19 protein-coding genes are annotated in these 20,174 nt (G+C 42.9%); 17 read left to right on the top strand and 2 right to left on the bottom strand.

The window, feature by feature from the left end; translation table 11 throughout:
• Window positions 1–8 precede the first annotated feature (8 nt).
• From xseA to spo0A, 9 genes are all read left to right on the top strand, one after another.
• A complete protein-coding gene (gene xseA, locus K1I43_RS05535; protein ID WP_019416954.1) occupies window positions 9–1,358 on the top strand; it encodes an exodeoxyribonuclease VII large subunit in 1,350 nt (449 codons plus the stop codon).
• Entirely contained in the window at window positions 1,355–1,567 is a 213-nt protein-coding gene (locus tag K1I43_RS05540; RefSeq protein ID WP_009373880.1) for an exodeoxyribonuclease VII small subunit, read from the top strand. The genes xseA and K1I43_RS05540 overlap by 4 nt, the downstream gene beginning before the upstream one ends.
• A 3-nt stretch (window positions 1,568–1,570) precedes the next feature.
• The gene (locus K1I43_RS05545) at window positions 1,571–2,443 is read left to right on the top strand and encodes a polyprenyl synthetase family protein (protein ID WP_019416955.1); all 873 of its coding nucleotides are present in this window, start codon (window positions 1,571–1,573) and stop codon (window positions 2,441–2,443) included.
• Window positions 2,444–2,616: 173 nt separating this feature from the next.
• A complete protein-coding gene (dxs, locus tag K1I43_RS05550) occupies window positions 2,617–4,509 on the top strand; it encodes a 1-deoxy-D-xylulose-5-phosphate synthase (RefSeq protein ID WP_009373876.1) in 1,893 nt (630 codons plus the stop codon).
• 3 nt (window positions 4,510–4,512) lie between these two features.
• Window positions 4,513–5,355: a TlyA family RNA methyltransferase gene (locus K1I43_RS05555; protein ID WP_019416957.1), complete on the top strand. Its 843-nt coding sequence runs from the start codon at window positions 4,513–4,515 to the stop codon at window positions 5,353–5,355.
• A 93-nt stretch (window positions 5,356–5,448) separates the two neighbouring features.
• Complete coding sequence (gene ahrC, locus K1I43_RS05560; protein WP_021095256.1) at window positions 5,449–5,898, top strand: transcriptional regulator AhrC/ArgR; 450 nt, start codon at window positions 5,449–5,451, stop codon at window positions 5,896–5,898.
• A gap of 18 nt (window positions 5,899–5,916) precedes the next feature.
• Window positions 5,917–7,647, top strand: coding sequence for a DNA repair protein RecN (recN, locus tag K1I43_RS05565; RefSeq protein WP_009373872.1), 1,731 nt, complete (start codon window positions 5,917–5,919; stop codon window positions 7,645–7,647).
• A 113-nt stretch (window positions 7,648–7,760) separates the two neighbouring features.
• The gene (gene spoIVB, locus K1I43_RS05570) at window positions 7,761–9,038 is read left to right on the top strand and encodes a SpoIVB peptidase (protein ID WP_020424511.1); all 1,278 of its coding nucleotides are present in this window, start codon (window positions 7,761–7,763) and stop codon (window positions 9,036–9,038) included.
• 216 nt (window positions 9,039–9,254) lie between these two features.
• Complete coding sequence (gene spo0A, locus K1I43_RS05575; protein ID WP_019416960.1) at window positions 9,255–10,034, top strand: sporulation transcription factor Spo0A; 780 nt, start codon at window positions 9,255–9,257, stop codon at window positions 10,032–10,034.
• A 17-nt stretch (window positions 10,035–10,051) separates the two neighbouring features.
• On the opposite strand, the gene K1I43_RS05580 is transcribed toward spo0A, so the two are convergent.
• Window positions 10,052–10,198, bottom strand: a complete 147-nt coding sequence (locus K1I43_RS05580; RefSeq protein WP_009373869.1) for a YycC family protein — start codon at window positions 10,196–10,198, stop codon at window positions 10,052–10,054.
• Window positions 10,199–10,253: 55 nt separating this feature from the next.
• Between K1I43_RS05580 and K1I43_RS05585 the strand changes: the two genes are divergently transcribed.
• Window positions 10,254–10,988, top strand: a complete 735-nt coding sequence (locus tag K1I43_RS05585) for a glycerophosphodiester phosphodiesterase (RefSeq protein ID WP_019416962.1) — start codon at window positions 10,254–10,256, stop codon at window positions 10,986–10,988.
• On the opposite strand, the gene K1I43_RS05590 is transcribed toward K1I43_RS05585, so the two are convergent.
• Window positions 10,980–11,234, bottom strand: a complete 255-nt coding sequence (locus tag K1I43_RS05590; RefSeq protein WP_009373867.1) for a DUF2627 domain-containing protein — start codon at window positions 11,232–11,234, stop codon at window positions 10,980–10,982. The two genes, K1I43_RS05585 and K1I43_RS05590, sit on opposite strands and share 9 nt — an antisense overlap.
• A gap of 123 nt (window positions 11,235–11,357) precedes the next feature.
• Here K1I43_RS05590 and K1I43_RS05595 point away from each other — a divergent pair, with 123 nt between their 5' ends.
• From K1I43_RS05595 to K1I43_RS05625, 7 genes are all read left to right on the top strand, one after another.
• A complete protein-coding gene (locus tag K1I43_RS05595) occupies window positions 11,358–13,424 on the top strand; it encodes a sigma 54-interacting transcriptional regulator (protein WP_026011551.1) in 2,067 nt (688 codons plus the stop codon).
• 127 nt (window positions 13,425–13,551) lie between these two features.
• On the top strand, window positions 13,552–14,454 hold the full coding sequence (gene yqiS / locus K1I43_RS05600; protein WP_019416964.1) for a phosphate butyryltransferase: 903 nt from the start codon (window positions 13,552–13,554) through the stop codon (window positions 14,452–14,454).
• Between the two features lie 16 nt (window positions 14,455–14,470).
• Window positions 14,471–15,574: a branched-chain amino acid dehydrogenase gene (gene bcd, locus K1I43_RS05605; protein ID WP_009373861.1), complete on the top strand. Its 1,104-nt coding sequence runs from the start codon at window positions 14,471–14,473 to the stop codon at window positions 15,572–15,574.
• Between the two features lie 62 nt (window positions 15,575–15,636).
• On the top strand, window positions 15,637–16,737 hold the full coding sequence (gene buk / locus K1I43_RS05610) for a butyrate kinase (RefSeq protein WP_009373858.1): 1,101 nt from the start codon (window positions 15,637–15,639) through the stop codon (window positions 16,735–16,737).
• A gap of 12 nt (window positions 16,738–16,749) precedes the next feature.
• Window positions 16,750–18,171 carry a dihydrolipoyl dehydrogenase gene (gene lpdA, locus K1I43_RS05615; RefSeq protein WP_009373857.1) on the top strand — a complete coding sequence of 474 codons (1,422 nt, stop codon included), beginning with the start codon at window positions 16,750–16,752 and terminating at the stop codon, window positions 18,169–18,171.
• 14 nt (window positions 18,172–18,185) lie between these two features.
• Window positions 18,186–19,184 carry a thiamine pyrophosphate-dependent dehydrogenase E1 component subunit alpha gene (locus K1I43_RS05620; RefSeq protein ID WP_009373856.1) on the top strand — a complete coding sequence of 333 codons (999 nt, stop codon included), beginning with the start codon at window positions 18,186–18,188 and terminating at the stop codon, window positions 19,182–19,184.
• A 2-nt stretch (window positions 19,185–19,186) separates the two neighbouring features.
• Window positions 19,187–20,170: an alpha-ketoacid dehydrogenase subunit beta gene (locus K1I43_RS05625; RefSeq protein WP_003394199.1), complete on the top strand. Its 984-nt coding sequence runs from the start codon at window positions 19,187–19,189 to the stop codon at window positions 20,168–20,170.
• Window positions 20,171–20,174: the final 4 nt, after the last annotated feature.

Below are 20,174 nucleotides of genomic sequence, written 5' to 3' on the forward strand. Positions count from 1 at the left end.
TTATGTTTGTGGCAGAAATGAGATATGTAACAGTGGCAGCGTTAACGAAATACATTAAACGGAAATTTGAAGTTGACCCTCATTTGCAAGATTTATGGATTAAAGGGGAAATTTCAAACTTTACATATCATTCGCGTGGGCATATGTACTTTACTTTAAAAGACGAACAAGCGCGCATTCAAGCGGTCATGTTTGCGGGATATAATCGACAGTTAACATTTAAACCGGAAAACGGAATGACCGTACTTGTGCGCGGGGAAATTTCCGTGTACGAGCCGAGCGGAACGTATCAAGTATATGTAAAAGAGATGCAGCCGGATGGTGTTGGCGCGCTGTATTTAGCGTATGAGCAATTAAAAAAGAAACTAGAACAAGAAGGATTATTTGCTAAGGAACATAAAAAGCCGATTCCGAAATTTCCGCAACATATTGGCGTTGTCACATCGCCAACAGGAGCGGCCATTCGCGATATTTTAACGACGATTCGTCGCCGCTATCCGCTAGCGAAAGTCATTTTGTTTCCGACGCTCGTTCAAGGGGAACAAGCTCCGTTATCGATCGTTCAATCGATTCAAAAAGCGAATGACATCGGATATATCGATGTGCTGATCGTCGGTCGTGGTGGCGGCTCGATTGAAGAGCTTTGGGCGTTTAATGAAGAAATGGTAGCGCGCGCGATTTTTCATTCGCGCGTTCCGATTATTTCTGCTGTCGGACATGAAACGGATTATACGATCGCTGACTTTGTTGCCGACTTGCGAGCACCGACACCGACGGGGGCAGCAGAGCTTGCTGTGCCGCATGTCGCTGATTTGCTTTTGCGTGTATCGGACCAACAAGCTCGCCTCATTCGAGCGATGAAAGAGCGAATGAACGCGGAGCAAAAACGGTTGCAATCGTTACGTTCATCGTATGCGTTTCGCTATCCGAAACGGCTGTATGAACAAAAGGAACAACAGCTAGATATGCTAGTTGATCGATTGCAAAGACAAATGAATGATATGTTCAAACAAAAAGAACATAAGCTTCAACAATTGCAGCTTACGTTATTTGCTCATCATCCACAATCGCGAGTCGAAAAAGCGGTCGATCGTGTCCGCACGTTAGAACAGACGATCGTTCGCCATATGAACGATGTAATTAAACAAAAAAAATGGTCGCTTGCCACAGCGATGGCAAAACTCGATGCGCTCAGTCCGCTAAAAATTATGGAGCGCGGATATAGCCTTGCATACGATGAGCAAGAAACGCTCATTAAGACAGTAAAACAACTGCAAGAAGGGGACCGCGTTCATATCCGTTTTCAAGATGGACGTGCACATTGCATTGTTTCGAATATTGAGGAGGAGAAAATATGACATTTGAGGAAGCGATGAGTAAACTAGAAGAAATTGTGCAAAAGTTAGAAGAAGGAGACGTTCCGCTTGAAGAAGCGATTCACTTTTTCCAAGAGGGGATGAAATTGTCGAAGTTTTGTCACGACAAACTACAACAAGTAGAAAAACAAATGGAATTTATTTTACGAGAAGATGGGCAGCTTGAACCGTTTACGGTGCAGGAGGAATAGACGTTGGAAGTGTTATTGCGACAATATAAATCACAAATTGAACAGCAGCTTCCTGCTTATATTGAATCGTTACAAGCGCCTCAAACGATCAAAGAGGCAATGTTATATTCGTTGCAAGCAGGCGGAAAGCGCATTCGTCCTCTTTTATTGCTTTCAACGTTACAAGCGTTTCAGAAGCCCGTACACATCGGGCTGCCAACGGCCTGTGCGCTCGAAATGATTCATACGTATTCGCTCATTCATGATGATTTGCCAAGTATGGATAACGACGATTTACGGCGCGGTAAACCGACAAACCATAAAGTGTTCGGTGAAGCGAACGCCATTTTAGCGGGCGATGCGTTGCTGACATACGCTTTTCAAGTTGTAGCAGATGACGAAGTCATTTCACCAGATGTAAAAGTTCGCCTCATTTCGGAATTAGCGAAAGCGGCTGGACCTGAAGGAATGGTCGGGGGACAAGTAGCTGACCTTGAAGGAGAAGGAAAAACGATTAGTTTGCAGCAACTAGAATACATTCACCGTCATAAAACAGGAAAGTTGTTGCAATACAGCGTTCGGGCAGGTGCGATATTAGGAGAAGCAACGGAACAACAATTAACATTGTTGACGACGTTTGCCGATCATCTCGGTTTAGCGTTTCAAATTCGTGACGACATTTTAGACATTGAAGGAGACGAACAAAAAATCGGGAAAAAAGTGGGGAGCGACATCGAAAATGATAAATCGACGTATCCTTCTCTTTTGACGCTTGATGGAGCAAAGAAAAAACTTCACGATCATATGAAAGAAGCACGAAAACTTCTTGACGAAGCTAAAATCGATGCGTCGTTATTACATTACATTTGCGATGTCATCGAAACGCGCGATCATTAATAGCATTGAGGAAAAAAGCAACATGTGATATAGTGGAAAAGAAATGTTAGCCGTTCACACGTTTGTGTAAGCGGCTCTTTTTTGCGTGTGCACATGTTTGTCTGTATAATTAAAAATACAAAAAGCTGTATGATATAAGTTTGTAATAGCTTACATGAAAGAGAGTGGTCGCGTTGGATGTTACAGCGATTCAAAATCCGAATTTTTTAAAGCACATGTCAAACGAACAGCTCGTTCAATTAAGTGAGCAAATTCGACAATTTTTAATTGAAAAATTATCAAAAACAGGTGGACATATTGGCCCGAATTTAGGGGTCGTCGAATTGACGATTGCGCTTCATAAAGTGTTCGACAGCCCAAAAGATAAGCTCATTTGGGACGTTGGTCATCAATCGTACGTGCATAAAATTTTAACAGGTCGTGCAAATCAGTTTGATACGTTGCGACAATATAAAGGGTTATGTGGTTTTCCGAAACGAAGTGAAAGTGAGCACGACGTATGGGAGACAGGACATAGCTCGACATCGTTGTCCGCTGCTATGGGAATGGCGATTGCGCGCGATTTAAAAGGAACAGACGAATATATCGTTCCGATTATTGGAGATGGTGCATTAACGGGCGGAATGGCACTAGAAGCGTTAAATCATATCGGACATGAGAAAAAAGATATCATCGTTATTTTAAACGATAACGAAATGTCAATTGCTCCAAACGTCGGTGCGCTCCACAACGTGCTTGGTCGTCTGCGAACAGCAGGAAAGTACCATTGGGTAAAAGATGAATTAGAAATGTTATTAAAGAAAATCCCAGCTGTCGGTGGAAAGCTTGCAGCAACGGCGGAACGAGTCAAAGATAGCATTAAATATTTGCTCGTTTCAGGTGTGTTTTTTGAAGAGTTAGGCTTTACGTATTTCGGACCGGTAGATGGCCATGATTTTGAAGATTTATTTGAAAACTTACATTATGCGAAAAAGACGAAAGGACCTGTTCTTGTTCACGTCATTACGAAAAAAGGAAAAGGATATCATCCAGCAGAAAACGATAAAGTGGGAACGTGGCACGGAACGGGACCGTATAAAATTGAAACAGGTGATTTCATCCAATCAAAGCAATCTGCTCCTTCTTGGAGTGCGCTCGTTAGTGAAACGGTACGTAAATTAGCGCGCGAAGATCGCCGCATCGTTGCCATCACGCCTGCGATGCCGGTTGGATCAAAATTAGAAGGGTTTGCAAGTGAATTTCCGGAGCGTATGTATGACGTCGGTATCGCTGAACAACATGCGGCGACAATGGCTGCCGGTTTAGCCACGCAAGGGATGAAACCGTTTTTAGCGATTTATTCAACTTTTTTGCAACGTGCGTATGACCAAGTCGTTCACGATATTTGTCGCCAAAATTTAAACGTGTTTCTTGGAATCGACCGAGCGGGGCTTGTTGGTGCTGACGGGGAAACACATCAAGGAGTGTTTGATATCGCCTTTTTACGTCACATTCCAAACATCGTATTAATGATGCCAAAAGATGAAAATGAAGGACAACATATGGTATATACAGCCATTCAATACGATGATGGCCCGATTGCGATGCGTTTTCCGCGCGGCAACGGTCTCGGTGTGCCGATGGATGAACAATTAAAAAACATTCCGATCGGCACATGGGAAGTGTTGCGTGAAGGAACAGACGTTGCCATTTTAACGTTTGGCACGACGATTCCGATGGCGCTTCAAGCGGCTGAGCGTCTAGCGAATGACGGCATTTCTGTGCAAGTTGTGAATGCTCGTTTTATTAAGCCACTAGATGAACAAATGTTGCACACGTTGCTACAAAAAAATATGCCGTTACTCACAATTGAAGAAGCGGTGTTGCAAGGTGGATTTGGTAGCGCGGTACTTGAATTTGCTCATGATCATGGATATCATGGAGCGATTATCGATCGAATGGGCATTCCGGACCGTTTTATTGAACATGGCGGTGTTTCACAGTTGCTCGAAGAAATTGGATTGACGACAGAACATGTAATGGAACGCATTTATTTATTAACTCCGAAAAAAAGAAAAAGGGCATGAGAGATGAAAGGGAAGAAAGAACGTTTAGATGTATTGCTTGTCGAACGTGGATTGGCTGAAACGCGTGAAAAAGCGAAACGAACGATTATGGCCGGTCTTGTATATTCGAATGAAAGGCGGCTTGATAAACCGGGGGAAAAAGTACCTGTTGACATTCCGCTGACGGTGAAAGGAAATGCGATCCCGTATGTCAGTCGCGGGGGACTGAAACTTGAGAAAGCGTTACGAGCGTTTTCGCTTCATGTTGAAGATAAAATAATGCTCGATATTGGTGCATCGACCGGCGGATTCACAGACTGTGCGTTGCAAAACGGGGTGAAGTTGTCGTACGCTCTTGACGTTGGATACAATCAGCTTGCGTGGAAACTGCGTCAAGATGAGCGTGTCGTTGTCATGGAGCGGACAAACTTCCGCTACGTGACGCCGAGCGACTTTCAACACGGCTTGCCAAACTTCGCAACAATTGACGTGTCGTTTATCTCATTGAAGCTCATTCTCCCTGTTTTAAAAACGATTTTAGTGCCGCATAGCGATGTTGTCGCTTTAGTCAAACCACAGTTTGAAGCGGGAAAAGAGTTCGTTGGAAAAAAAGGAATCGTTCGTGATGCGCGCGTTCACGTTCACGTGCTTCATACGATTACGGCATTTGCCAAACAAGAAGGGTACGATATCATTGGATTAACGCACTCGCCGATTACAGGCGGGGATGGAAATATTGAATTTTTACTTCATTTACGTTGGGAAGGTAAAGAAGTAGGAGAAAATCGCTTGACGGTTTCTCCAGAAGAAGTTGTTGTGAGGGCGCATGATGAACTGAAAGAAAATAACGAACATGCGGGGGAATAACGATCGGTTATTCCCTCTTGTTTGCCCATCTATCGTTCGGTAACATAGAAGTATAAATATGCATATGTTATACACACGAAAGAGGTGTTTTCGTTGAATAAAGGACAACGTCATATTAAAATTCGTGAAATTATTTCAAATCATGAGATTGAAACACAAGATGAACTTGTGGATATGTTGCGCAAAGAAGGCTTTAACGTGACACAAGCCACCGTGTCTCGCGACATTAAAGAACTTCATTTAGTGAAAGTCCCAATGATGGATGGGAGATATAAATATAGCCTCCCTGCTGATCAACGATTTAATCCATTGCAAAAATTAAAGCGAGCGCTCATGGATGCGTTTGTGAAAATTGATGGGGCTGGTCATTTGCTTGTCATGAAGACGTTGCCGGGCAATGCGCATGCCATTGGTGTGCTTCTTGATCATTTAGAGTGGGATGAAATTGTTGGAACGATTTGTGGCGATGATACGTGTTTAATTATTTGCCGCACGCCAGAAGATACAGAAGTCATTTCTAAACGATTGTTGGACATGCTGTAATAAAGGTGTGAATGTGACATGTTAGCAGAGTTATCCATTAAAAATTTTGCGATTATTGAATCGCTCTCGCTTTCATTTGAAAAAGGATTAACGGTTTTAACAGGAGAAACGGGAGCGGGAAAATCCATTATTATTGATGCCATTCACTTATTAATTGGCGGACGAGGTTCCGCAGAGTTTGTTCGATACGGGGAAACAAAAGCGGAAATTGAAGGATTATTTTTGCTTGAACAAGATGACCATCCGTGTTACAGCAAATGCGCGGAACTCGGCATCGATATAAGCGACGGCATGATTGTGCTTCGACGGGAGCTAACAGTAAACGGAAAAAGCGTTTGTCGGGTAAATGGAAAATTAGTAACGATTGCGACGTTGCGCGAAATTGGTTCAACGCTCGTGGATATTCATGGGCAACATGAGCATCAAGAGTTGCTCGATGAAAGTAAACATTTACACTTATTAGACGAATATGGAGGCGAGCATATTCGTGACGCGTTAGAAGAATATGGAGCGTTATATGCTACATATGAACGAGTGAAGCGTCAACTGCAAAAATTAAATGAAAATGAGCAACAAATGGCACATCGATTAGATTTGTTAACATTTCAGTTAGATGAAATTCAAAAAGCAGATTTGCAAATAGATGAAGATGAACGGCTGATGGAAGAACGCCGAAAAATCGTTAACTTCCAAAAAATATACGAGGCGTTACAAAGCAGTTATGAGGCGCTTTATGGAGAGCAACGTGGACTAGATTGGATTGGATTAGCGATGAACCATTTAGACCATGTGAGCGATATCGATGCCTCAGTGAAACAAGCTCAAGAAGTCGTATCGAATTGCTATTACTTGTTAGAAGAAGTCGCTCACCAACTACGTGAACAGTTAGATCAATTAGAATACGATCCGCTTCGGCTGGACGAAATTGAAAGTCGCTTAAATGAAATTAATCATTTAAAACGAAAATACGGTCAAACGGTGCGCGACATTTTAGAGTACGCTGCAAAAGTGGAAGAAGAAATCGAAACGATTCAACATCGCGATGACCATATTCATAAATTACAGACTGAGCTCCAATCGATTACGGCTGATTTGCTCGTTGAAGCGAAACATATTAGCGAATTGCGTATGCAATATGCGAAACAACTCATCGATGACATTCATCAAGAGCTAAAAGATTTATACATGGAAAAAACGACGTTTGATGTCGTTTTTCGAAAACGTCAAGGATCGTACGATGATCCGCTGCTCGATGGAACACCTGTCAAGTTGCAGGCAAACGGAATGGATGAAGTTGAGTTTTACATTTCGACAAACCCCGGGGAACCGTTAAAGCCGCTTGCCAAAGTCGCATCGGGCGGGGAGTTATCGCGCATGATGCTTGCTTTGAAAAGTATTTTTTCTAAACATCAAGGTGTGACGTCCATTATTTTTGATGAAGTAGATACAGGAGTAAGTGGGCGCGTCGCTCAAGCCATTGCAGAAAAAATTTATCGCGTCGCACGTCATTCTCAAGTATTATGTATTTCGCACTTGCCACAAGTTGCAGCGATGGCAGATACGCATTTATTTATCGCAAAAGAAACGATCGATGGACGGACGAAAACAACTGTCGAGGCGTTAAATGAAGAAGAAAAAATTAACGAAATAAGTCGGATGATTTCTGGGGTGGAAATTACAGAACTGACGAAACAGCATGCGCGTGAGTTGTTACAATTAGCGGAAAAAATCAAAAATGAAACAGTATGAATACCAACATTGGCATTGTTTTTTCGTTTTATTCGGTTATATTTCATTTGTTTCAGGCAACATTAAATAGTGTAGGATTCGGTGTGTACGTAGGAACGAGGAGAGTGAAGACTTTGGATTTTGACAAATTAAGAAAAGGAATAGGTGCATTTCTCCTTGTTTCTTTTATCGTTCTAAGTATGGCAACACCATTTCAAAAATATGTAAACATTCCGAAACAACTTGTGTTATTTCAAGGACAAACGGCGCATGTACCTGTATTTGGTTCTGTTCAAACGATAACGACAAACGCTGTTTCTGTCCATCAAAAAGAAAAGTTAGCGATTAGCGGAGAACATGTCGGAGAAAGCGATGTCATTTTACAAATGGCAGGATTTCCGATTAAGCAAGTCAACGTAAAAGTATTACCCGATTTTAAAGTCGTTCCTGGCGGTCAATCGATTGGTGTGAAATTAAATACAGTTGGAGTTCTTGTCGTCGGCCATCATTTAGTGGAGACGGAACAAGGAAAACAATCCCCTGGTGAAACGGCTGGCATTCAAGTCGGAGACTCCATTACACATATCAATGGAAAAAAAATCGAAAAGATGACAGATGTCTCTCCGTTTATTGAAGAAGCGGGGAAAACAGGCAAACCTTTACGACTCACTGTTGCACGTGATCGTCATACGTTTGAAACGACCTTGACTCCATTAAAAGATAAACATGATCAAGCGTATCGCATCGGATTATACATTCGCGATTCAGCAGCAGGAATTGGAACGATGACGTTTTTTGATCCGAAATCAAATATATACGGGGCACTCGGACATGTCATTTCTGATATGGATACGAGAAAGCCGATCGTCGTTCGTGATGGAACGATCGTTAAATCGACGGTAACGGCCATTGATAAAGGAAGAAATGGAAGTCCAGGCGAAAAATTAGCGAGATTTTCAAGCGATAAGCAAGTGATTGGTGACATTAAAACAAACAGTCCGTTCGGTATTTTCGGTAAGCTTTCACAGCCGATTCAAAACGGTATTTTTGATAAACCGATGCCGATTGCTTTATCGACAGATGTGAAAAAAGGGCCGGCGAAAATATTAACCGTCGTTGAACAAGATCGTGTCGAGGCGTTTGATGTTGAAATCGTGAGTGTCACTCCGCAAAAATTCCCTGCAACAAAAGGAATGGTCATTAAAGTGACGGATCCACGTTTGTTAGAAAAAACAGGTGGCATCGTTCAAGGGATGAGCGGAAGTCCGATTATTCAAGATGGAAAACTTGTTGGTGCTGTGACGCATGTATTTGTCAACGATCCGACGTCTGGGTACGGTGTGCACATTGAATGGATGTTGCACGAAGCTGGCATTAACATTTATGATAAAAGCGAACAAAAAGCGAGCTAATATTGGCTTGCTTTTTGTTTTTTCACGCAATTTGTCATATTTTATCATGACACGACGTAAACATGTAGTGTAAAATGAAAGAAAAAACGTGCACATATGTTTTATGAAAAATATAAATTATTTGACTAATTTTGCAAAGAAAAAAGGATTTTTGTCCATTGCGTCGAATTAAGCACGTATGTGACAAAAGATCATTGCTTTAGGGAGGAAGATTTCGTGAGTACAATAAAAGTTTGCATTGTAGATGATAACCGAGAATTAGTGCATTTGCTTGAAGAATATATTACAACCCAAGGGGATATGGAAGTCATTGGCGTTGCATATAACGGGCAAGATTGTTTGCAATTGTTGCGCGATCGCGACCCAGATGTTCTTGTTCTCGACATTATTATGCCACATTTAGACGGTTTAGCTGTGCTAGAAAAGTTGCGTATGATGAAACAGCCATTGCCCAACGTGATTATGTTAACGGCGTTTGGACAAGAAGACGTAACGAAAAAAGCAGTTGAACTCGGCGCTTCCTACTTTATTTTAAAGCCGTTTGACATCGAACATTTAGTGAATCAAATTCGTCAAGTATGTGGCAAAAAACCAGCCGTATTCAAACGACCGCTTCTTTCGCCAATTCGCGACGGCAAGCCGAAAAATTTAGATGCGAGCATTACAAACATCATTCACGAAATTGGTGTCCCAGCCCATATTAAAGGATATTTATATTTACGCGAAGCGATTGCGATGGTGTATAACGACGTCGAGTTGCTCGGATCGATTACAAAAGTTCTTTATCCAGACATTGCGAAAAAATATAATACGACAGCTAGTCGCGTAGAGCGAGCGATTCGTCATGCGATTGAAGTGGCATGGAGCCGCGGAAACTTAGAATCCATTTCTTCTTTGTTCGGCCATACGGTCAGTATGTCAAAAGCGAAACCGACAAACTCAGAATTTATTGCGATGGTTGCGGATCGGTTAAGACTTGAACATAAAGCAAGTTAAAAAGGTAGTCGGCCGGACTACCTTTTTTGTTGTTCATTTTTTTCGACTTCAAGCAATTTTTGGATTAATATGTGCTGAGGCATGTGCATAATTTGTTCTAGTGGCACCTGCAATGCTTTTGCAAGCTTTTGCGCTGTTTCTAACGAAATTTGTAACGGTCGCATGAGTTTCACTCCTTTCATATGTTAAGTATAAAACGTTTTTAAAGGTGGGAAAAGAATGACACATATTTTTGCTCATCGCGGTTCGGCCGGGACGCATCCAGAGAATACAATGGCCTCGTTTATAGAAGCAGCACGTGTTCATGCGGATGGGATTGAACTTGATGTACAACTTTCAAGAGACGGAGTCGTCGTCGTCATTCATGATGAAACAGTCAATCGGACGACAGATGGAACGGGATGGGTCGGACAAATGACGTATCGGCAATTGCGGAAATTAAATGCCAACTATAAATTTAAACAATACGGATTTTGTCCCATTCCATCGTTACAAGAAGTGCTTGAATGGGCACAGCACACGTCGTTGCTTATTAATATAGAATTAAAAAACAATCTTGTGCCTTACGAACGACTAGAAGAAAAAACAATTGAACTTGTCGAGCAATATCGCTTAGCATCGCGCGTCATTTTTTCATCGTTTAACCATGAAAGTATGGCAACGTGTCATCAATTAGCTCCTCATATTGAAACAGCGCTACTATATATGGAAAAATTGCATCAGCCGTGGGAGTATGCCCATACTTTGCACGCTTTGGCGCTTCATCCGTATCGTCACACTGTGGACCGATTGTTTGTTGAAGCAGCTCACGCGAATCAATTGCTCATTCGTCCTTTTACAATTAATAAAGAAGAGCAGATGAAAACGATGTTTCAATATGAAGTGGATGGGATATTTACAGATTTCCCCGAAAAAGCAAAAAACGTACGCGAAAAAACGCTTCGATCACTCTGAATCGAAGCGTTTCTTTTTTTGAAAACGTGGTTGCACTTTGTTTCGTTTTCGATCGCGGTGCAAAATAAACCCTGCAATAAAGCCGAGTCCGATGATAAAACAAAATAAACCGAGCAAAAATTGAATGACAAGTGAAGGGATCGGTGCGTGTAAAATGCCAAATACGGTATCGCGCATCCATTTAATCCCTAGCGCTGCGATAAATCCTGGAATAAGTAAAATGAGTAGGGCGATCATTCGCTGCATAAAACAAAACCCTTTCCATTTGTTCTGTTTTCATCATAAATGTTTTTGTTTGTTTGTCAAGAAGAGAAAAACAATGTATGATGAAAGCGTCTGCAAAAAATTGCAAACGAATAGGTGATGGGAATGAAAAAAGTATTAATTGTTGGGGCAGGCAAAGGTGGAAGTGCATTATTAAAAATGTTTCATGAAACGAAATTGATGGATGTCGTGGCGATTGTGGATCGAAACGAAGATGCCCCTGGGATAAAAGCTGCACGCGACATGGGGATCAAAACGAGCAAACATTGGCGTGATGTGTTAACAGATGATCTTGATATTATCGTCGAGGTCACAGGAGATGACGAAGTGTTTGCTGCGTTGCGTAAAGCAAGTGCGGGGCATACGGTCGTTATTCCTGGGGATATCGCTTACATTATTGCACAACTAGTGGAAGAAAAAGAGCAACTCATTGCTACGTTAAAAACAGCAACGACGAAACACGATTTAATTTTTCATTCTACGCACGACGGAATGATTGTCATTGACGAACGCGGTTTTGTAACACATATGAATCCGAGCGCAGAAAAAATGATTGGAAAAAGAAAAAAAGAAGTCATTGGGACGCATATTTTGCGTGTTATTCCAGCTAGCGGATTGCCGCGTGTATTACAAACGAGAGAAGTGGAGTTGAACCAAGAATTAATATTAGAAAACGGAAAAAAAATGATTACGACACGCATTCCGCTTATTGATGAAAATGGAAAATTATTCGGTGCTTTTGCCGTGTTTAAAGATATTACAGAAGTTGTCCATTTAGCAGAAGAAGTAACGAATTTAAAAGAAATTCGCACGATGTTAGAAGCGATTATTCACTCTTCAGAGGAAGCGATTTCTGTTGTTGATGAATACGGTAACGGCATTTTAATTAATCCTGCATATACAAAGTTAACGGGTTTATCAGAAGAAGAAGTGATCGGAAAACCGGCGACAGCGGACATTTCTGAAGGAGAAAGCATGCATATGAAAGTGTTGAAAACGCGGCGACCGGTTAGGGGAGTGCGCATGAAAGTCGGTCCGAAAAAGCGTGATGTCGTTGTCAATGTTGCGCCAATTATCGTCGATGGCATGTTAAAAGGAAGTGTTGGTGTCATTCATGATGTATCAGAAATTGAACAGTTGACTTCTGAGTTGCAACGTGCCCGACAAATTATTCGTACGTTAGAGGCGAAATATTCCTTTGATGATATTGTCGGTACATCGGAAGAGATGATGTTAGCGATTGAACAAGCGAAATTAGCGGCAAAAACACCTGCAACGATTTTGCTTCGCGGGGAGTCGGGAACAGGAAAAGAACTGTTTGCCCACGCCATTCATAATGCTAGTGATCGCAAATATCATAAATTTGTTCGTGTAAACTGCGCTGCCATTTCCGAATCGTTGCTTGAAAGCGAATTGTTCGGCTACGAGGAAGGGGCATTCTCGGGCGCAAGACGCGGAGGGAAAAAAGGGTTGTTTGAGGAAGCGAACAACGGAAGCATTTTTTTAGATGAGATTGGCGAGTTATCCGCCAATATGCAAGCAAAATTGTTGCGTGTGTTACAAGAAAAAGAAATTGTGCGCGTCGGTGGCACGAAGCCCATTCCCATTAATGTGCGCGTCATTGCCGCAACGAATGTGCACCTTGAAAAAGCGATTGCCGAAGGGACATTTCGTGAAGACTTATATTATCGGCTCAATCGCATGCCGATTTACATTCCTCCGTTGCGTGCACGAAAGCAAGATATTCCTGCGTTATGTGAACGGCTTATACAAAAACTAAATCAAGATTACGGGCGCAACGTGGAGGGAATTACGGATGATGCCCTTGTTTATTTACTGTCGTACGATTGGCCGGGAAATGTACGTGAACTAGAAAACGTATTAGGACGCGCGATGATTTTTATGAAATATAATGAGGTGATCATTGAACGAAAGCATATTTCATTGTTGCACAAATCGAAAGAGCCAGAACATCTTTCGTCCCATGAATGGTCTTATGCGCATAAACCGCTAAACGAGCTCGTGGAGCAATACGAAGCGAAAGTCATTGAGAACGTTTTGCAAGCGTGCCAAGGAAATAAAACCGCAGCTGCCAAACAACTAGGCATTTCGATTCGGAATTTATACTATAAGCTTGAAAAGTATGGACTTGATAAAAAAAGCATGCAATAATGTTCATAGTGTGCAAAAAGTTGCAATGAAAAAGAAATAAAATAAAGCGTTTTCAATAACAAAAAAGTTGGCATGCTTTTTGCAAGAATAAAAAGTGACGAAAAAACAAAGGGGTTGAGCAGATGAGATGAAGCTACAATCGTTAATCACCAAAGCAACCCAATTTCCTGAAGCAACCGTAGCTGTTGCGGCAGCTGAAGACGAAGAGGTGTTAAAAGCAGTCGCACAAGCGTTACAAGCAGGATTCGGGCGATTTATTTTATATGGCGATGAATCCGTTTTATCGTGTCTTGTTCCCGAATATGTTCAGGACGAAAATCGCGATGCTATTCGCATCGTTCACGCTTCGACAAAAGAAGAAGCAGCTCACATGGCCGTTAAAGCGGTACATGGAAAAGAAGCAAGCGTCTTAATGAAAGGGAACGTACCGACAGCAACGATTTTAAAAGCGGTGCTCAATAAAGAATATGGACTTCGCACAGGCCGAGTTTTGTCACATGTTGCCTTGTTTCAAGTGCCACATTACGAACGGCCGATTCTCGTCACAGATGCAGCGATGAACATTGCGCCTGATTTGCAACAAAAAACAGAAATCATTATGAACGCGGTACAAGTGGCGAAAGCGATTGGCATTCATACACCGAAAGTTGCGCCGCTCGCTGCTGTTGAAGTTGTGAATCCAGCGATGTCAGCTACGATTGATGCAGCAGCGTTATCGCTTATGAATCAACGCGGACAGCTAAAAGATTGCATCGTCGATGGCCCGCTCGCTTTAGATAATGCTATTTCCGTTGAATCTGCCCAGCATAAAGGCATTCAAAGTTCGGTGGCAGGACATGCTGATATTTTAGTTGTACCGAACATCGAAACAGGAAATGTGCTATATAAATCGCTCGTTTATTTTGCCCGCGCGCAAGTAGGAGCGATCATTGCTGGCGCGAAAGCACCAATTGTGTTAACATCGCGCGCAGATTCAGCAGAAAGTAAATTGTATTCATTAGCATTAGCTATTTGTGCAACGAACAAATAACAAGGGGGAACGAAAGATGGAGATTTTCAAATATATGGAGCAATACGACTATGAGCAATTAGTATTTTGTCAAGATAAAGAATCAGGATTGAAAGCGATTATCGCTATTCATGATACAACGCTTGGACCAGCATTAGGTGGCACGCGCATGTGGATGTATGAGTCAGAAGATGCAGCGATTGAAGATGCGCTCCGTTTAGCACGTGGGATGACGTATAAAAACGCAGCAGCTGGATTAAATCTTGGCGGTGGAAAAGCGGTCATCATTGGGGATCCACGGAAAGATAAAAACGAAGCGATGTTCCGTGCGTTCGGTCGCTTCATTCAAGGGTTAAACGGTCGCTATATTACAGCGGAGGATGTTGGTACAACAGTTGCTGATATGGATATTATTTATGAAGAAACAGACTATGTGACAGGGATTTCACCAGCGTTCGGTTCATCTGGAAATCCTTCTCCGGTTACTGCGTACGGCGTTTATCGTGGAATGAAAGCAGCAGCGAAAGAGGCTTTTGGTAGCGATTCACTTGAAGGAAAAGTGATCGCGGTACAAGGAGTCGGTAACGTCGCTTATAATTTATGCCGTCATCTTCATGAAGAAGGGGCGAAGCTGATCGTTACAGACATTAATAAAGAAGCGGTGCAACGCGTTGTTGAAGAGTTTGGCGCACAAGCCGTTGACCCGAACGATATTTACAGCGTAGACTGCGATATTTTCGCTCCGTGTGCCCTTGGTGGTGTGATTAACGATCAAACGATTCCTCAATTAAAAGCGAAAGTCATTGCGGGCGCTGCGAACAACCAATTGCGCGAAGCAAGACATGGCGACATCATTCATGAAATGGGTATCGTTTATGCGCCAGACTATGTGATTAACGCGGGCGGTGTCATTAACGTAGCGGATGAGCTATACGGATATAACCGCGAACGCGCGATGAAAAAAGTTGAACAAATTTATAACAATATTGAAAAAGTCATCGAAATTGCGAAGCGTGACGGCATTCCGACATACCAAGCAGCAGACCGTTTAGCTGAAGAGCGCATTGCAAAAATGCGTCAATCACGCAGCCAATTTTTACAAAACGGTCAACACATTTTAAGCCGTCGCCGCACACGCTAAACATAACAAAGCGAGGACGTTCGTTCTCGCTTTGTCGATGATAAAAAATGGAGGGGCAAACATTGCAGGAACATTCATTTCGCATCTTAGTCATTAATCCGGGATCGACGTCAACAAAAATTGGCGTTTTTCATAATGAACGCTCCATTTTTGAAAAAACGATTCGTCATGATACAGAGGCGTTACGAGCGTATAAAAAAATCATTGACCAATATGAATTTCGTAAACAAACGATTTTAGAAACGCTGGATCATGAAGGGATAAATATTTCAAAGCTCGATGCCGTATGCGGACGCGGAGGCTTACTTCGTCCGATCGAAGGCGGCACGTATGCTGTCAATGAAGTGATGTTGCAAGATTTAAGGCGTGGATACTCTGGTCAGCACGCGTCAAATCTCGGAGGCATTTTGGCTCACGAAATTGCGTCCGCATTAAATATCCCAGCATTTATTGTCGACCCAGTCGTTGTAGATGAACTGGACCCGATCGCTCGCATTTCCGGTTTTTCGTTAATCGAGCGTCGCAGCATTTTCCATGCATTAAATCAAAAAGCGGTCGCTCGTCGCGTCGCCAAACAGATGGGAAAAGCGTATGAAGAAGTCAATTTCATCGTTGCACATATGGGCGGTGGAATTACCGTTGGCGCGCATAAATGTGGGCGCGTCATCGATGTCAATAACGGATTGGACGGGGAAGGTCCGTTTAGCCCAGAACGTGCTGGGACTGTTCCAGCTGGCGATCTCGTCTCCCTTTGTTTCTCTGGTGAGTATTATCGCGAAGAAGTGATGCGCATGCTCGTTGGGGGAGGAGGTCTTGTTGGGTATTTAGGGACGAATGATGCGGTGAAAGTTGAAAAAATGATTGAAAACGGCGATGAAAAAGCGAAACTCGTTTATAGCGCGATGGCATATCAAGTAGCGAAAGAAATTGGAGCTGCAAGTGCAGTGTTAGCTGGGAAAGTCGACGCTATCATTTTAACGGGTGGTTTAGCATACGGAAAACAGTTTGTGAAAGAAATTGCTGATCGGGTACAATGGATTGCCGATGTCATCGTGCAACCAGGGGAAAATGAATTGCAAGCACTTGCTGAAGGGGCCCTTCGCGTGTTGCGTGGAGAAGAAGAAGCGAAACAATATCCACAAGCGGTCAAAACAACAGTTTAAGGGGATGAAACGATGGCTAAAGAGTACGATGTCGTGATACTTGGCGGTGGAACGGGCGGATATGTTGCCGCCATTCGTGCGGCCCAACTCGGTTTAAAAACAGCGGTTGTTGAAAAAGGAAAGCTTGGGGGAACGTGTTTGCATGCAGGATGTATCCCGAGCAAAGCGTTATTGCGCAGTGCAGAAGTGTATGCTCAAACGAAACAAAGCGAAGCGTTTGGCGTGTTTGCTAGGGAAGTGCGTTTAGATTTTGCTCAAGTACAAGCGCGCAAACAAGCGATTATTGATCAACTGCATAAAGGGATCCACATGTTAATGAAAAAAGGAAAAATCGATGTATATGAAGGAACGGGACGCATTCTAGGACCATCCATTTTTTCACCGATGCCTGGAACGATTTCTGTTGAGATGAATGATGGAACGGAAAATGAAATGCTCGTACCAAAATACGTCGTCATTGCAACTGGATCTCGTCCACGCACGTTACCGGGGTTAACGATTGATGGACAATTCGTTATGACGTCAGATGAAGCGTTGCGCATGGAAACGTTGCCAGCTTCCATTATCATCGTCGGTGGCGGAGTCATCGGAATTGAATGGGCATCGATGTTAAACGATTTTGGTGTAGATGTCACGGTCGTTGAATATGCCGATCGCATTTTACCAACGGAAGATCGCGACGTATCAAAAGAAATCGAAAAAATATTAAAACAACGTGGCGTACGCATCGTTACGAAGGCAAAAGTATTGCCTGACACGCTCGTTGTTGAAAATGGTGTACGCATTCAAGCAGAGATTCATGGACAAAACGAAACGTTTACAGCTGAAAAAATGCTCGTTTCTGTCGGACGTCAAGCAAACGTTGAAGGAATCGGATTAGAAAATACCGATATTGTTATTGAAAAAGGATTTATTCAAACAAACGAGTATTATCAAACGAAAGAAAAACATATTTATGCGATTGGCGATGTGATCGGTGGTTTGCAACTTGCCCATGTCGCTTCACATGAAGGAATCATCGCGATTGAACATCTTGCTGGAAATACTGTTCATCCACTCGATTATACGATGGTGCCAAAATGTATTTACAGTCGTCCTGAAGCGGCAAGCGTTGGTTTAACAGAAGAAGAAGCGAAAACAAAAGGATATGACGTGAAAGTCGGAAAATTTCCGTTTAAAGCGATCGGCAAAGCGCTTGTGTATGGGGAAGCTGAAGGATTTGTCAAAATCGTCGCCGATGCAAAAACAGATGATGTACTCGGTGTGCATATGGTTGGTCCACATGTAACGGATATGATTTCCGAAGCTGGATTAGCGCGTGTGCTCAATGCAACACCTTGGGAAATTGCCCACACAATTCATCCGCATCCGACGCTGTCAGAAGCGATGATGGAAGCGGCGCTTGCTGTTGATGGAAAAGCGATTCATTTTTAAAGGAGGAATGAATGATGGCGGAAAATCGTCATAAACAACTCGGTTTAAGCGATGAAACCGTTTTACAAATGTATGAAACGATGGTGTTAGCGCGTAAAATTGACGAGCGGATGTGGTTGTTAAACCGCGCAGGTAAAATTCCATTCGTTATCTCTTGCCAAGGACAAGAAGCGGCGCAAGTAGGAGCGGCATTCGCCTTAGATCGCACGAAAGACTACGTCTTGCCTTATTATCGTGACATGGGTGTTGTATTAACGTTCGGTATGACACCGACAGAATTGATGCTTTCAGCATTTGCGAAAGCGGAAGATCCAAACTCTGGCGGTCGCCAAATGCCAGGGCATTTCGGGAAAAAGAAAAACCGAATCGTCACCGGTTCTTCCCCTGTTACAACACAAGTGCCGCATGCGGTCGGCATTGCGTTAGCAGCAAAAATGGAGAAAAAAGATTTCGTATCGTTCGTTACATTTGGAGAAGGGTCTTCGAACCAAGGTGACTTCCACGAAGGAGCAAACTTTGCAGGCGTTCATAAGCTTCCGGTCATCTTTATGTGCGAAAACAATAAATATGCCATCTCTGTTCCAATTGAAAAACAATTAGCATGCGAAAAAGTATCAGATCGTGCGATCGGCTATGGCATGCCAGGGTATACAGTGGACGGTACAGATCCGCTTGAAGTATATCGCGTCGTAAAAGAAGCAGCAGATCGTGCACGCCGTGGTGAAGGACCAACGTTAATTGAAACGGTTGCTTATCGCTTAACAGCGCATTCGTCGGACGATGACGATCGTGCATATCGTACGCCAGAAGAAATCGCAGAAGCAAAATCAAAAGATCCAATTTATTTATTTGCGAACTACTTAAAAGAAGTCGGCGTATTAACGGATGAACTGGAAAAAGAAATTGTTGATCGCGTGATGAAACAAGTAAACGAAGCGACAGACTACGCAGAAAAAGCACCATATGCACAACCAGAACATGCGTTGAAATACGTGTACGCAGAGGAGGAATAAATATGCCTGTCATTTCATATATCGATGCCGTTACGATGGCCATTCGCGAAGAAATGGAACGTGACCCGCGCGTATTCGTACTTGGGGAAGATGTCGGAAAAAAAGGGGGCGTATTTAAAGCGACGCAAGGGCTTTATGATCAATTTGGGGAAGAGCGAGTCATTGATACGCCGTTAGCGGAATCTGCGATCGTTGGTGTCGGGATCGGTGCGGCGATGTACGGATTACGCCCAATTGCTGAAATTCAATTTGCGGATTTTATTATGCCTGCTGTCAACCAAATTATTTCCGAAGCGGCGCGCATTCGCTATCGTTCGAATAACGATTGGAATTGTCCGATTGTTATTCGTGCTCCATATGGTGGCGGCGTTCACGGAGCGCTATATCATTCTCAATCTGTTGAAGCAATTTTTGCGAATCAACCGGGATTAAAAATCGTCATGCCGTCTACACCGTACGATGTGAAAGGATTATTAAAAGCAGCGATTCGTGATGAAGATCCTGTGCTGTTCTTTGAGCATAAGCGCGCATATCGTCTCATTAAAGGGGAAGTCCCAACAGACGACTATGTGCTTCCGATCGGTAAAGCGGATGTCAAACGTGAAGGAGAAGACATTACAGTTATTACGTACGGCTTATGCGTTCATTTTGCTCTGCAAGCTGCTGAAAAATTAGCGCAAGAAGGCATTTCCGCTCACATTTTAGATTTGCGTACCGTCTATCCGCTTGATAAAGAAGCGATCATTGAAGCAGCAAGCAAAACAGGAAAAGTATTGCTTGTGACAGAGGACAATAAAGAAGGAAGCGTCATGAGCGAAGTAGCGGCGATTATTGCAGAACATTGCTTATTCGATTTAGACGCACCGATTATGCGACTAGCTGGTCCAGACGTTCCAGCTATGCCATATGCGCCAACGATGGAAAAATTCTTTATGGTCAACCCAGATAAAGTCGAAAAGGCGATGCGCGAATTGGCGCAGTTTTAAGGAG

Origin of the sequence: Anoxybacillus sp. ST70, assembly GCF_019553625.1 — a bacterium.
In the GTDB taxonomy this organism is placed as follows: domain Bacteria; phylum Bacillota; class Bacilli; order Bacillales; family Anoxybacillaceae; genus Anoxybacillus; species Anoxybacillus gonensis.

Excerpts from the sequence above, each read along its gene's own strand:
- K1I43_RS05580 (WP_009373869.1), bottom strand. The coding sequence starts at position 10,198 with ATGCGACCGTTACAAATTTCGTTAGAAACAGCGCAAAAGCTTGCAAAA.
- K1I43_RS05590 (WP_009373867.1), bottom strand. The coding sequence starts at position 11,234 with ATGCAGCGAATGATCGCCCTACTCATTTTACTTATTCCAGGATTTATC.
- lpdA (WP_009373857.1), top strand. The coding sequence starts at position 16,750 with ATGGCTAAAGAGTACGATGTCGTGATACTTGGCGGTGGAACGGGCGGA.
- yqiS (WP_019416964.1), top strand. The coding sequence starts at position 13,552 with ATGAAGCTACAATCGTTAATCACCAAAGCAACCCAATTTCCTGAAGCA.
- bcd (WP_009373861.1), top strand. The coding sequence starts at position 14,471 with ATGGAGATTTTCAAATATATGGAGCAATACGACTATGAGCAATTAGTA.
- K1I43_RS05625 (WP_003394199.1), top strand. The coding sequence starts at position 19,187 with ATGCCTGTCATTTCATATATCGATGCCGTTACGATGGCCATTCGCGAA.
- K1I43_RS05585 (WP_019416962.1), top strand. The coding sequence starts at position 10,254 with ATGACACATATTTTTGCTCATCGCGGTTCGGCCGGGACGCATCCAGAG.
- K1I43_RS05540 (WP_009373880.1), top strand. The coding sequence starts at position 1,355 with ATGACATTTGAGGAAGCGATGAGTAAACTAGAAGAAATTGTGCAAAAG.
- K1I43_RS05595 (WP_026011551.1), top strand. The coding sequence starts at position 11,358 with ATGAAAAAAGTATTAATTGTTGGGGCAGGCAAAGGTGGAAGTGCATTA.
- K1I43_RS05620 (WP_009373856.1), top strand. The coding sequence starts at position 18,186 with ATGGCGGAAAATCGTCATAAACAACTCGGTTTAAGCGATGAAACCGTT.
- K1I43_RS05555 (WP_019416957.1), top strand. The coding sequence starts at position 4,513 with ATGAAAGGGAAGAAAGAACGTTTAGATGTATTGCTTGTCGAACGTGGA.
- recN (WP_009373872.1), top strand. The coding sequence starts at position 5,917 with ATGTTAGCAGAGTTATCCATTAAAAATTTTGCGATTATTGAATCGCTC.